Genomic DNA, 13,572 nt, shown 5'->3' with positions numbered 1-13,572 from the left:
TTAAGTTTTCCACAAAACTACTATCATTTCACTTAATTTGATGGCTGTTCTTATCCCCTCTTCCAATTCCCTTGTACACGAATCCTGCACCAATAAATCCATCAGGTCCCACAACATTCCTCCCATCCACGAGAACCGGATGCTCCTGACCGGTCAGCTGTTTCAGCTCTGCAGGATCGAGTTCAAAGTAATTCTTGTGGCCCGTGAAGATGACCACAGCATCCGCATCCTGAACAACCGCTGAAAGCTCCTGGGAGATCTCAACATCCGGGTATTTCAGTACATGTGGATCGTGCACCCTGGCCTCTGCCCCTGCCTCGAGCAACATTTCCCTGTAAGGCTCAGATGGTGCATTCCTTGCATCGTCTGAGTCGTTGATGAAGGCCCAGCCAAGGATGGCAACCTTTGAATCCTCTATCTTCTTGCCGACACGTTCCAGAGCTGCAGTTGTCAGGTTATACATGTGCTTTGGCATGAAGTCGTTGACGTGGCGGGCTGTGACGTAGATGGAATCAACAGCATCCGGGAAATCGAGAGGGGTTTTGCCTGCGATCTGGATGCCGCGTTCCAGATGGTAGGTGTCCTTTGTGAGACAGTGACCACCCACACCGGCTCCTGGCCAGAGGATTGCACGGGTAATCCCTTCCCCTTTCAGGCTGTCGATGCCTGCCCTGACGTCATAGACATTGATACCCATGGCCTCGCAGTAAAGAGCAAGCTGATTGGCTGCTGCGATCTGGAGGTCACGGAAGGTATTCTCTGCTGTCTTTGTAACCTCTGCGGCTGTGGCTGACATCGGGATGACCTGTCCCTTGGTCAGGACTGGCTCATAGAGTTCCACTGCGCGTTTTGTGCTGGCCTCGTCCATTCCTCCAACTATCCGGTCATGTTCCTGGATGTTCTGGAGCAGACGGCCGACCATGACACGCTCGGGTGCGTGAGCAAGGGCGAAGTCCACACCTGCCTTGAGGCCGGATTCCTCTTCAAGGATATCCTTTGCCATACCCTCAGTGGTTCCAGGGGTTACTGTTGATTCAAGGACAACCAGCATCCCTGGTTTTAGGTACTTGCCCACGTTCCTGATGCCTTCCTTCAGGGCGCTGAAGTCGGGTATGAGATCCTTTGGGTCAGCGAAGGGTGTCTGTATCGCAAGGGTCACAGCATCCAGTTCCGATATTCTGGAGAAGTCAGGGGTGCACTCGAACTTGCCTGCCTTTACGACCTTTGCAAGCAGTTCATCAAGTCCTGGCTCATCTCCTTTCAAGGGGCATTCGCCACCGTTTATCATATCGATCTTGTAGCCGGATGATGGGGAATCCCTCTGGAATCCTAGGACCAGATCGAATTTGTCTACATCTGCGAACAGGACGGCTGCAGGGATGCCCACATATCCCATGCCAAGCACACCTATCTTTTTTATTGAACCCCTCTCATCAAGGAGTTTCTGTAATTTGTCACTCATGAGTATCACTTAAAGGAATATTTTGGATGTCCAATTGATTATTTGATCTTTTTGATGATGCTTAATGATTCGATGTGATATATTAGAGTTCGATCATCTTTTCATTCTTATATGAGCTTATGGCAGTCAATGCGACCTCAAGGGCATGCTTCCCATCTTCTCCCGAAGTTATAGGGCATGTTCCTTTTGAGACACAGTCAATGAAATGGCTCAGCTCGTTCTTAAGGGGCTCACTCTTCTCGACCTTGGCCTGGCGTATCCATTCGCTGTCATGCAACTCAACGGTCTGGTCTATATAATCCAGATATGCCACACCTTCCAAGCCCACAGCTGTCAGTTTCCTGACCTTGTGAGGCGTGAGCCAGTTGGTCTCTACAAGACCCGAGAACGCATGGTTGAAACGAAGGTGTATGGCAGCATGATCCTCGAAAGGATGAATGTCAGCTCCTGCAACGGCATATACCTGATTTACCTTCATACCGTACAGGTAGGAAATTATATCGATATCATGTACCCCGATATCCAGTATAACTCCCACATCCCTGATCCTGGGATTATATGGCCCTACCCTTCGTGTGGATATGGACACGATCTTACCCAGCAACCCGGAATCGATGATGTTCTTGAGTTTCATGACTGCGGGATTGAAACGCTCGATATGCCCGACCATCAGCTGGACTCCTGCATCCTTTGCAGCTTTGATCATAGCCTCTGCATTCTTTGTGGTATCTGCTATGGGTTTTTCTACAAGGACATTAGCACCTGCATCAATTGCTTCCAGAACAACCTGTTTGTGAAGCTTTGTTGGCACGACTATACTCACAGCATCAAGGTTCTCTGAAAGCAGTTTTTTGTAATCCGTGAATGGCGTTGTATTGTAATCAGAAGCCAGTTCCTTTACTCTTTCTTCATCTATGTCTGAGATACCAACAAGGTCAACATTCTCCATTTCGCTATATATCCTGACATGGTGCTGCCCCATGGCACCCACACCTATGACTCCTACTCGTATCATTTTTCTCAGCTCCAGTTTCCTATGATATCGATCATTCTATTCAGGTCGTTTTCTTCAACTGCCGGATGGACTGGAAGTGAAAGTACCTCCTCTGAAGCCTTTTCACATTCAGACAGGTGGTCTTCATATCCGAGTTCCCTGTACAATGGCTGTTTGTGGATCGGAATTGGATAATAGATGCCTGTGCCCACATCATTGTCTCTCATATAGGCTGCAAGCTCATCCCTCTTTTCTGTTCTTATCGTGTACTGGTGGAACACAGGTTCACATCCAGCTCTAACTGATGGTGTTGTGATCCCATCAATTCCCTAGAGTCCTTCTGTAAGAACAGCTGCATTTGCCTTTCTCTTTGCATTGAAACCATCCAATTTGCTCAGCTGGACAAGCCCGATAGCTGCCGCGATGTCGGTCATACGCAGGTTATATCCAAGAGTTTCATGCATATACCTTTGTCTTGAACCGTGGGCTCTGATCATCCGTGCCTTTTCTGCCACTTTTTTGTCATTTGTGGTCATTATACCACCTTCACTGGTGGTCATGTTCTTTGTGGGATAGAAACTGAAAGCTCCGGTTCCAAACGAGCCAACTTTCTTGCCATTATATATAGCACCGTGTGCCTGACAGGCATCCTCGATCACTGCGAGATCATTGTCCTCTGCAATCTCCATTACTGCCTTCATTTCGGATGGATGGCCATAGAGGTGTACTGGCATGATAGCCTTTGTCTTCGAAGTTATGCTTTCCTGAATATCATCGGTATTGATGTTGAAAGTATCCGGATCGATATCAGCGAAAACTGGACTTGCACCTGTAAAAAGTATGGAATTTGCTGTTGCAATAAAACTGAAAGAACTTGTGATAACCTCATCGCCTTTCCCAATTCCATGTGCAAGAAGTGCAGCATGTAGGGCAGCTGTACCCGAGTTAACAGCCACGGCATGTTCGACACCGACAAACTCAGCAAAGGCATTTTCAAATTCTGCTACTTTTGGCCCTTCTGCTATCATTCCGGAGCGCAGGACAGAGGATACAGCATCTATCTCTTCCTGACCAAGCTGGGGTTTTGCTATGTGAATCATGGAGAATCTCTTTTTAAATGTGCTTATAGATTTAAGTTGAAAGGAATATGAATTGAATAATATAAAGTGTTTTCAGTACCAAAACAATTCCTGGAATCCTATTGGAAATCCTCTAGTAAGTTACCATTAGAAACATCTGTCGTTACAAAAGCAATAACAATGAATGAAAATATTTATTTTATCAAGTCTTCCTAGCAAATGATCATGAAATTTGTGTCCATATATAATCTTTAATATTATATGGATATATTAGATTGGTATTCACTAGAATCTTTAATGTATTAGCTTAAACATGGATTAAACATGAACTCAATGGCTACTCTCACTTTCATGATAAGCTCAATTCCAGTCATTGTCTATTTTATTTATATAGCTGCAGCCATAACCTCAAAGTCACCCCCTCCGATATCAGTTGAATCACTTCCCCAGATAAGCATAGTGATCCCTGCCTACAACGAAGAAGCAGTTATTGAAGACCGTCTCAAGAACTTATCTGAAGTCTATCCAAAAAACAAAATGGAAATTATAGTTTCAAACGATGGATCCAACGATAAAACAGAGATGATTGCAAATAGAGCCTTTGAGAGATATTCCCTCTGTGGAAAGGTTATCACCCATGAGCGTAGCGGTGTCAACAAGGCAATAAATCGAGGAATAAGCAAATCCACAAATGATATCGTTGTAATAACCGGTTCAGATGGTCTTTTTGATGAAAATACCATCCCAGATCTTATGGGCACACTTTTAAGCAGTGACGATATCGGTGCTGTTTCAGGGGATATTGTGACCTATGCAGATGGTGACACATTGTTCTCAAGATCAGAAGGTGCATACCGTTCTATCTATGGGAAGATATGTACATGGGAAAGCAACTTGCATTCAACATATTGTTTCAATGGTGCAGTAGTAGCTTTCAAGAAAAAAGCCTCATCATTTCTTAATACACGCAGAGGTGCAGATGATGCCAGCATGGCAATGTCAGTGATCCGCAATGGATACCGATGTAAGTATGTGTCTACTGCTAAATTCTATGAGCTTGTACCTCACGAATTCAGTGAACAACGCAGGCAGAAGATACGCAGAGCTACAAGACTTCTTGAAGCCACACTATTCAACCGCGATGTATTCTCACCAAAGTACGGAAAGTTTGGTGTAATTGTCTATCCACTCAGGTTTTTGATGTTCTTTGTTGTACCAACAGCATTTTTCCTCTCATTAATACTGTGGACCATTCTTTTTGCCTCCATAAACCTACTTTATGGAATTGTTTTTATTGCATTCATAGCACTGTTGCTCTTTTCAGGGAAGATACATGCAAATATTGTATCCTCTTTCATAATTTATCAGGGCTATCTTTTCCTTGGAATGTTCAACATACTCAGGGATGTGCATATATGGGAACCTAATGAAAGAACAAAGATATGAAGATGTCCTAATTTGTCCTTAAAGAATTTCGTTTTTAATAGTATTCCAAAGACCCTTAGAACCTCGGTGACAAAATCTTTGAAATCGAATTCCCATTAAACAAATTAGTAACAGAATTCCTTTGTTAAATTCTTTGATTTTGCTACAAAGATTCTTTTTAATTCTACTGTACATGCATTTCAAGAGATGAAATCCTAAATAGAAGAAGAAGTAAAAACCAAAATTTGTAATAGCAACAAAACTGGCAAAAGTGAATGTCAAAATTGAAATTGCAGCATTCAGCGATAATCCCTATCAAATCACAACGACCCAATCCCCAACAACTGCAGAATACCAAAATTACCCCAGATGACCATCAGATTGTTAACAACAAGGAACACGCCCACAAAAGTGATGACACCCTTGACCATTGGCCACATTTCAGACATCTGTGAATCGGAAGAGGACATGAGGTCCTTGTAGAACCAGTATACTACAAAGACAAAAGCAAGCTTCAGGACAAAGAATGCCCACACTCCGAACTCTGCGATGATCAAAGCTAGGAACCCATTTTCTTCAATACCAATGCTCAATGCCTGGGCTGTTGTGATGAAATCACCGAGTACGTAGAATAGCAGAATGTACCTGATATCATAAAGGAAGTTATTGAACTCCCTGAGAGAATACCAGTTCTGTGTGGAAAACTCCTGCTGCATAAACAGTAGTATCTGTGTACATTGTTATGTATGAAATGTCCACATAAATCCATCCCATGTACACACGGTGACTCACATCGTCTGCTGGTAGCGATGTCAAAACCATCACTCAAAAAAGAATTACCATGTAAGCTTATGTAGTAGAATAACAAATCCAATTACATGGAACAAAAAAAGAATACACTTGACATTACCTCATCACTTTCTGACAACAACTGTGATGCATTCCTGATGATAGGGAACTCGAATAATGCAGATATATATTATTCAACACATTTTCTTGCAGGAGATCCTTTCTCATATATCCAGACAAAGCAAGGACAGGAGATCCTTATTGTTTCCACCATGGAGCTGAACCGCGCCAGGATGGAATCCCGGGTAGCCGATGTACATACCATGCAGGAATACGGCTATCTTGAAAAACTGAAAGAAAGGAAGGACGGGGAGCTTGCTTACTGCGACTGCCTTGCTGCACTCTTCCAGCAGAAGGGAGTAAGGCACATAATGGTGCCACATGATTTCCCGCTTTTCACTGCCCAGACGTTGAAAGAATTGGGATTCTCAGTGATTCCTGCAAAAAGCCCATTCAAGGAAATGAGGAAAAAGAAGGCTTCAGAAGATATCGAAAAGATCAGGGCATCCCAGTATGCCTGTGAGAAGGCAATGGAAACTGCTATCGGGCTGATCGCTGACGCCAGAGTAGAGAACGGGGTCCTATACTCCGGAGAGGAAGCGCTTACATCGGAAGCTATCCGTGCTGCAATAGAGCACACCCTTCTTGACCATGGATGCGAAGCTGAAAGCACTATTGTGGCCTGTGGATTGAAGTCATCGAATCCTCACTGGGAAGGAGAGGGAGAAATTACAGTCAACCAGCCAATAGTCATCGACATATTCCCGCGTAGTAAGAGGAGCAGGTACTTTGCAGACATGACGAGAACTGTCCTTAAAGGGGAAGCTTCGAAGGAACTGAAGGACATGTATGAGGCAGTCCATGCTGCACAGGAGGCAGCTTTTGCTGTACTGAAACCCGGAGCGCTCTATAGTGAGGTACATAATGCAGTCTGTGATGAGTTCGAAAAGCGAGGGTATGACACTATCAGGAACAACTCTGAAGTGGGATTTATCCATTCCACCGGGCATGGCGTGGGGCTGGACATCCATGAGCAGCCTTCTGTGGCCATGCAGGATGGAGAAGTTGAGGTAGGGCATGTGGTCACCATTGAGCCGGGACTTTACTATCCGGAACTTGGAGGGATACGCCTTGAGGACATGGTCGTGATCACTGAGGACGGATTCGAGAATTTAACAAAAATGGAAAAGGAATTTGTAGTTTAAGTCTACTAAGACCAATTATATACCAAAAGCTGGTGCAGACATATGGAAAATAAACTTCAGGAAATCGAGGAGATAATCGGTAAGTACAGGAAGGCCGGAGAGATCCTCTCAACAGTGAGAAGCGAGGCAAAGGATAAGATCAAGGTCGGAGCAAGCCTTCTGGAAGTTGCAGATCATGTGGAGCAAAGGACCATCGAACTTGGAGGTTTCCCTGCTTTCCCGTGCAACATATCAAGGAATGACGAAGCAGCGCATGCAACACCCCTTGCAGGAGATAAAACGGTCTTCGGCGAAGATGTTGTAAAACTTGACCTTGGAGTTCATATTGACGGATATATTGCAGATTCTGCCCTTACAGTAGACCTTACAAATGAGAATGCGGATCTTGTAAAGGCATCAGAGGCTGCATTATATGCAGCCATCGACACAGTCAGAAGTGGTGCGAACACAGCAGAACTTGGGGCGGTCATTGAAGACACGATCCATGAACATGGGTTCAAACCGATCGTCAATCTCACCGGCCATGGGGTCGGACAATACCTCGCACATGCACCCCCCAGTATCCCGAACAGGCATATCGACCACGGTGCAACACTTGAAACCGGGGACATCATTGCCATTGAGCCTTTTGCCACAGACGGGGCAGGCATAATCTCTGACGGAGCACTGACGGAGATCTTCTCGCTGGTCGGTAACAAGCCAATACGCTTGCCTGCAGCGAGGAAAGTGCTGAAAGAGATCGAACCTTACAGGACACTCCCTTTCGCAAGAAGGTGGCTCACCTCAGACAAACTTGACTATTCACTTATGCAGCTTGAGAAAGCAGGTATCATCACATCATACCCTGTGCTCAAGGAAGTTGAGGGAGGTTTAGTCTCCCAGGCAGAACACACCGTTATTGTTACCGATGATGGCTGTGAGATAACCACTAAATGAAAGCTGTTACAATGAGATCCGCACTGATACTGGCATTGGCCGTTGTATGCATAATGTCCATTGCACCCACCTCATCCGCATTTACATGGACCAATAATATTGTCCTGGAAGAGGATGGGATGTCATGGGACTATACCGAAGGCTACAACGGAGAGGTGGCCACATCATACAGAGGTTTTATCGATTCCGAGGTTGGAAATGACGATGACCATGTCAGTGCCTGGGAGCTCATGAAAGTGGATTACTTTACAAGGAACCGGCTCAAAACAGCACTTATGGAAGAACTGGACGTCGCATTTGATAGCAGCTCAGAGGACATACATGTTACAGATGTGGATGCGGAGATCTCACTGGACGTCCTGGGAAGCACTTCCAAGACAGCCAACATCACCAACATGTATTTTGTGACCTACAGTTTTGACAGGAACTTCTTTGACATGGGTAACAGCATGACCTTTGAAGGCCAAGCGGAAACAGAGGTCACCATCACCCTGCCGGAAGGAGCAAAACTGCTGTCATACGATGGAATCAAGATCAAGACAATTGATACAAAGGACAACAGGACAGCCATCAATGGTTTCTTTGAAGAGGAAGGGAAGATCACCATCGATTTTACCAGGGACGAAACTGAAGTTGAAGCCGATGAAGCAGCAGAGTGAGAAAGTCCTGAAAACATTAATATAAAGTGAAAGATTCCTTTTGTTCATGATAATAGAACAGATACCACTTGAAAATGGCACTGCTATTGGACTGAAGCTCGAGATGCAGAACGCCCCTCTTCTTGTCATAAGGGCTGACAAGGGGTTTGCCATGTGCGGTTACCTCGACACTGAGATGGCAAATAAGCTAGGCGATGTTGCAGCAAAGGTCAGAGGCGTGAACAGTTTCGAGGACGTGCTGCACGCCGAAGTGCTGGATGTTACAAACCACGCAAAGGCCCTTGGCATCAAGGCCGGCATGAAGGGACATGAAGCACTTGAAATGATGTTCTGAGAACATCTCGTTTCTACCATGTTATACGCATTTGAACTGTCAGGCGAGCATGAAGACCTGCCCCGAGCAGAGGTTCTTGCCTGCCTTGACCTTGTTGAACTTGAATATGAAGAGAGTGATTACTTTGACCAGTGCCTTGTTGTGGACATTGAAGGCGACCCACAGGAAGTGGAACGTAAGCTCAATTACGTCGCAGAACGAGTTGCAATGGTGCATCACATCCTGAATGTCATTGAGGTTTGTCCTGCTGATGTGGACACTATTCTTGAGATCGCCGAAAAAGCCGATGTATCCAATCACATCAACAAGGACCAGAAATATGTTGTGCGTGCAAAACGCATCAAGCATAATTCCACCATCGTCTGTGCAGACATGGAAAGGCGTGTTGGCGGTGCCATCTACAGGAAAGGATTTAATGCGAACCTGAAAGAACCCGATGTTGAGTTCAGGCTGATCCTTTCCGAAAAATGCGTTTTCGGTTCCGTCATTGCATCTGTGGACCGCAGTGCCTATGAAGCACGGGCTCCCCACAAAAAGCCATTCTTCTATCCCGGCGTGCTCCGACCCCATGTGGCACGTGCACTTGTGAACATGGCCATGGTAAAAGAAAAGGACATTGTGTTCGACCCGTTCTGTGGTACCGCAGGGATACTTGTGGAAGCAGGTCTTGTCGATGCTAAAGTTATCGGACTGGAGGTTCGCCATAAGATCGCTGTAGGCGCACATATGAACCTGCAGCACTTCAATACCGACCACACAATGATGCTTGGAGATGCCTGCAGGGTCCCTCTTGTGGACGCGTCGGTTGATGCTGTCATCGCAGATCCGCCCTACGGCCGCTCGGCAAGGATCGAGGCAGAATCACTCCACCATCTATACGAGGCATCTTTTGCCGAGATGTACAGAGTGCTGAAACCAGGTGGAACGACCATAATCGTCTCAGAGATAGATATTGCTGAATTCGTAAAGAATGCAGGCTTCATCACTAAAGCGCAGTATTTACAACGGGTGCACAAGAGCCTGACACGGAAGATCACCGTACTTCAAAAATCCGAATGACCAAATAGGCTCATTTCTGCACAGAATCCTGTATCAGGTACCAGTAAGCTGAAAGCTCACGATCCTAGTGGCTTCGGTCCTCGAACCTGGAATCGATCATCTGCCAGAACCGAGGGCTGTGCCTTAATTCTATAAGATGTGCCATTTCGTGGAAGACTACATACTCGACAAGGTCTTCAGGCAGGTGCATCAAATGCCTGTTGAAGTTCAGCCGACCTGCGGAACTGCAACTTCCCCATTTAGTCCTCATTTTTCGAAAGGTCACTTTATCAGGCATCACTCCAAGCTCATCGGCCATCTTATTGGAAAAAGAAAGGACAAGTTGTCTGAATTCACCATCGGACCTGTCCACGAGTTTTTTGGAACCGGCATTCTCAATGGTAGCCAGTGAATCGGTGTAACGCCTGTACACCCACAGCCTGTGCCTCAGGATAAGTTGCTCATGGTCCGGAAAGCTTTTGGGGACAACGACGTTCAGCCTGCCAGCCCGGAATTCCAGTCGTGCTCGTTTCACCTTGCGATGGCTAAGATTGTAAGGGATATCAATACCATTGATACCGATGTGATGGTCTGCGTTCATAGCTCATCTGAAGGCGGAACTATTGGAAGAAGATGCTCCAGTACATCGGCCATGACCCTGTAACGTACAAGATGATCATGGACACGCTCATGCGCCCGGCGTATGGCATAACCGTCCTCTATCCACTCAATGGGTATTGGATAGTGTACATCCATGAAAACAAGGCCGTATGCATGTGCTGATTCCAGCCCTTCCTCGTAGGAATCGGGATCAAGCATCTGTTCCAGCCATTCCTCGTCACGAACTCCGCTTCCCACCATCATTAATGCAGTTACTATCTTGCGGACCATGTTCCACAGGAAACTGTTCGCCTCAACATCAATGCGCGTAAGGTTGCCACTGACCCTGACATCTATACGTTCAACATTCCTGACAGTGCCCCTCCCTGCATCGGTCGTGCAGAAATTAGCAAAATCATGACTTCCGATCAGAAGCTTTGAAGCAGACCGGATCTTTGAGATGTCATATTGCTCCCCGCACATGATGTAACGGTAGCTTCGACTTACAGCATGCCTGCGAGGATCGAAATTATCGGGAACAAGCGAATGTGCCCATGCCCAGATGGTTCCCGGGAGCTTTGAATTGATCACACGGGGGATCGCCAGATTGGGCACGTCAGTGTCAAAGGCAATTACCTGCCCCATGGCATGGACTCCGGCGTCTGTGCGTCCTGAACTGATAAAATTAGCTGACCCTGGATCTTTTATGATCTCCAGCTCTTTCAATGCTTTGAAAAGCTCACCCTCTATGGTTGGAACCTGGGCCTGGACCTGAGATCCATGGTAGTTTGATCCGACATATGCAATTTTGAGTGCAACTCTCATTGAATCACTGATGCCACATATAGACCTCTATCTATAATATGATTACCATAATTCCACACACATTCGAGTACATAGAATAACATTGGGAATATATTTTGTATTTCTTTATGAAAAGTGATCGATCCTTATTTCATGCCACAAACTTAAATACAAGATAATACAATCTAACTTAAATTTTTGAGGCGAAACTATGATATCAAAACAACAGATCTCTGAGATAATAAGCAAGTACGATCTAGATGATCTTGCTATTGCAACCGTCTGCTCACACTCAAGCCTCCAGATCTTTGATGGAGCCCGTAAAGAGGGATTGAAGACAATAGGGATTTGTGTAGGCCAGCCTCCGCGTTTTTATGATGCTTTCCCAAAAGCAAAACCTGACGAATATATCGTTGTTGAGAGCTATTCCGACATTCCAAAGATAGCACAGGAACTTGTCGAAAAGAATGCGATCATAATACCTCACGGTTCTTTTGTAGAATACATGGGTGCTAAGAACTTCGCAGAGCTTCCGGTCCCATCCTTTGGCAACCGCGCGGTCCTTGAATGGGAATCCGACAGGGACAAGGAAAGGGAATGGCTCGAAGGTGCTGGGATACACATGCCAAAAGTGGTCGACCCGGAAAAGATAGATGGCCCTGTCATGGTGAAATATCATGGAGCAAAGGGTGGCAGAGGATTCTTTGTTGCAAAGAACTATGAAGAATTCAAGCAGAATATCGACCCAAACGAGAAGTTCACGATCCAGGAATTCATTGTCGGCACCAGATATTACCTTCACTTCTTCTATTCCCCAATACGGGAGGAAGGCTACAAATTGAGCAATGGCATACTTGAGATGCTAAGCATGGACCGCAGGGTTGAAGCCAATGCTGATGAGATATTCAGGCTCGGCTCCCCGCGTGAACTTGAAGATGCAGGCATTCTCCCTACCTATGTAGTTACCGGAAACGTTCCACTTGTTGCAAGGGAATCACTCCTGCCCCACATATTCTCCCTTGGAGAGAAGGTCGTTGAAGAGTCCCTTGACCTCTTTGGTGGCATGATAGGACCTTTCTGTCTTGAAACCGTGTTCACAGATAAACTTGAGATCAAGGTCTTTGAGATATCTGCACGTATCGTCGCCGGTACGAACATCTACACTTCAGGATCACCATATTCCGACCTCATTGAGCCGGACCTGTCCACAGGAAAGAGGATCTCCCAGGAGATCAAGCTTGCAGCGAAATTGGGCAAACTTGAAATGATAGTGTCATGAGTGGGTTTCATGTCCCTCATTTTTAACAATCGTCACTCTTTTTGAAATTGAGGGGAAATCTATGAATCCCCCGTTTACTTTTGACAAAGCATCTGTGAGATACGTCCCGTCCACGTATTGCTACCAGTGATGTACGGATTTGGGAACCCACTCAGGATTCCTGCTCCGCCATATAGGAGACCTCATTGATCAGTTCAGATGTCTCGTTCATAAGCTCCATGGTCTTTTCAAGAGCTTCGAAATCAATTTCCTGAGAATTGGTTTCCACAAACTCACCAAATTCATACGAACGTTGGAGGAAATCTGCATATTCAGTAGCAATACCCTCGACTGAAGGTGACAACGAAAAACCCTCAAGCTCCTCAAGATATCTTTCAGAATCGTCTTTGAGCTTTATCCCGCCTTCCTCCAGCATGACACCATCCCATTCAGAAGCAGCGAGCTTGATAGCTTCATAATCATCAAGCAGGACCTCAGCAGAATCCGCGGTCCAGCGCAGGAAATCAATATTTTCCATTGTCTGTGAGATCGAGCCTTCTATCTCATTTACACCGTTCTCAATATCTTCACAGCCTGCGGCTGACAATGAGAGGAACACCATCAGCAATACAAGCAGATTTCGATAAAAGGTTAGTTTCATGATACAGTTCCTATCAATTCAGTGAACTACTCCGCCCTTACGGACGGGGCTTCCTGTTTCATTCTTTGAACTTCTGTTCACAAGTCCACAGGCTCTTCCCGTAGTTCCTACGGTGCTTCAAATTCCAATTAGATTTTGTTTATCAAGTGCAAGTTTCTTGATATTGGTTGCAGCATTGATGTCTCTATCGTGATTTGTGTTACAATCCGGACAAATCCATTCTCTATCAGCCAATGTTATTTCTTTGTTGTAATAGCCACAAACATTG

Annotated in this window: 14 protein-coding genes and 1 pseudogene; 7 read left to right on the top strand and 8 right to left on the bottom strand. The window is 45.6% G+C overall.

The genetic code is table 11. The features are described 5' to 3' along the window. Nucleotides 1–28 precede the first annotated feature (28 nt). From E7X56_RS08815 to E7X56_RS08805, 3 genes and pseudogenes are all read right to left on the bottom strand, one after another. The gene (locus E7X56_RS08815; RefSeq protein WP_135606409.1) at nucleotides 29–1,462 is read right to left on the bottom strand and encodes a nucleotide sugar dehydrogenase; all 1,434 of its coding nucleotides are present in this window, start codon (nucleotides 1,460–1,462) and stop codon (nucleotides 29–31) included. Nucleotides 1,463–1,544: 82 nt separating this feature from the next. Further along, the gene (locus E7X56_RS08810; protein ID WP_210409263.1) at nucleotides 1,545–2,477 is read right to left on the bottom strand and encodes a UDP-N-acetylglucosamine 3-dehydrogenase; all 933 of its coding nucleotides are present in this window, start codon (nucleotides 2,475–2,477) and stop codon (nucleotides 1,545–1,547) included. A gap of 5 nt (nucleotides 2,478–2,482) precedes the next feature. After that, nucleotides 2,483–3,556, bottom strand: a pseudogene (locus tag E7X56_RS08805) (DegT/DnrJ/EryC1/StrS family aminotransferase). Between the two features lie 303 nt (nucleotides 3,557–3,859). Here E7X56_RS08805 and E7X56_RS08800 point away from each other — a divergent pair. Continuing rightward, a complete protein-coding gene (locus E7X56_RS08800; RefSeq protein ID WP_135606407.1) occupies nucleotides 3,860–4,981 on the top strand; it encodes a glycosyltransferase in 1,122 nt (373 codons plus the stop codon). A gap of 299 nt (nucleotides 4,982–5,280) precedes the next feature. Here E7X56_RS08800 and E7X56_RS08795 read toward each other — a convergent pair whose 3' ends face one another. After that, nucleotides 5,281–5,676 carry a hypothetical protein gene (locus E7X56_RS08795; RefSeq protein WP_135606406.1) on the bottom strand — a complete coding sequence of 132 codons (396 nt, stop codon included), beginning with the start codon at nucleotides 5,674–5,676 and terminating at the stop codon, nucleotides 5,281–5,283. Between the two features lie 162 nt (nucleotides 5,677–5,838). On the opposite strand from E7X56_RS08795, the gene E7X56_RS08790 reads away from it, so the two are divergent. The 5 genes from E7X56_RS08790 to E7X56_RS08770 are packed head-to-tail and all read left to right on the top strand — an operon-like array spanning nucleotide 5,839 to nucleotide 10,002. Continuing rightward, nucleotides 5,839–7,014 (top strand): Xaa-Pro peptidase family protein, encoded by a 1,176-nt coding sequence (locus E7X56_RS08790; RefSeq protein WP_135606405.1) that lies wholly within the window; start codon nucleotides 5,839–5,841, stop codon nucleotides 7,012–7,014. 42 nt (nucleotides 7,015–7,056) lie between these two features. Continuing rightward, a complete protein-coding gene (gene map, locus E7X56_RS08785; RefSeq protein WP_135606404.1) occupies nucleotides 7,057–7,950 on the top strand; it encodes a type II methionyl aminopeptidase in 894 nt (297 codons plus the stop codon). Continuing rightward, a complete protein-coding gene (locus tag E7X56_RS08780) occupies nucleotides 7,947–8,609 on the top strand; it encodes a hypothetical protein (protein ID WP_135606403.1) in 663 nt (220 codons plus the stop codon). The genes map and E7X56_RS08780 overlap by 4 nt, the downstream gene beginning before the upstream one ends. Nucleotides 8,610–8,655: 46 nt before the next feature. After that, complete coding sequence (locus tag E7X56_RS08775; protein ID WP_135606402.1) at nucleotides 8,656–8,943, top strand: YunC family protein; 288 nt, start codon at nucleotides 8,656–8,658, stop codon at nucleotides 8,941–8,943. 18 nt (nucleotides 8,944–8,961) lie between these two features. Beyond that, entirely contained in the window at nucleotides 8,962–10,002 is a 1,041-nt protein-coding gene (locus E7X56_RS08770) for a TRM11 family methyltransferase (RefSeq protein WP_135606401.1), read from the top strand. A 64-nt stretch (nucleotides 10,003–10,066) separates the two neighbouring features. Here the strand turns inward: E7X56_RS08770 and E7X56_RS08765 are convergent, their stop codons facing one another. Beyond that, a complete protein-coding gene (locus tag E7X56_RS08765; RefSeq protein WP_135606400.1) occupies nucleotides 10,067–10,582 on the bottom strand; it encodes a M48 family metallopeptidase in 516 nt (171 codons plus the stop codon). After that, complete coding sequence (gene truA / locus E7X56_RS08760; protein ID WP_135606399.1) at nucleotides 10,579–11,406, bottom strand: tRNA pseudouridine(38-40) synthase TruA; 828 nt, start codon at nucleotides 11,404–11,406, stop codon at nucleotides 10,579–10,581. Before truA ends, E7X56_RS08765 begins: the two co-directional genes overlap by 4 nt. A 190-nt stretch (nucleotides 11,407–11,596) precedes the next feature. Here truA and E7X56_RS08755 point away from each other — a divergent pair, with 190 nt between their 5' ends. Then, nucleotides 11,597–12,664 carry a formate--phosphoribosylaminoimidazolecarboxamide ligase gene (locus tag E7X56_RS08755; protein ID WP_135606398.1) on the top strand — a complete coding sequence of 356 codons (1,068 nt, stop codon included), beginning with the start codon at nucleotides 11,597–11,599 and terminating at the stop codon, nucleotides 12,662–12,664. 151 nt (nucleotides 12,665–12,815) lie between these two features. Here E7X56_RS08755 and E7X56_RS08750 read toward each other — a convergent pair whose 3' ends face one another. Both E7X56_RS08750 and E7X56_RS08745 read right to left on the bottom strand, forming a co-directional pair. Continuing rightward, nucleotides 12,816–13,304, bottom strand: coding sequence for a hypothetical protein (locus E7X56_RS08750; protein WP_135606397.1), 489 nt, complete (start codon nucleotides 13,302–13,304; stop codon nucleotides 12,816–12,818). 117 nt (nucleotides 13,305–13,421) lie between these two features. Next, nucleotides 13,422–13,572, bottom strand: a 151-nt coding sequence (locus tag E7X56_RS08745) for a zinc ribbon domain-containing protein (RefSeq protein WP_167879496.1), incomplete at its 5' end; no start/stop codon positions are given.

Source organism: Methanococcoides sp. NM1, assembly GCF_900774285.1.
Taxonomy (GTDB): Archaea; Halobacteriota; Methanosarcinia; order Methanosarcinales; family Methanosarcinaceae; genus Methanococcoides; species Methanococcoides vulcani.
The sequence above is the reverse complement of the archived record's forward strand: the minus strand, read 5'-3'. Positions and strand labels throughout refer to the sequence as shown.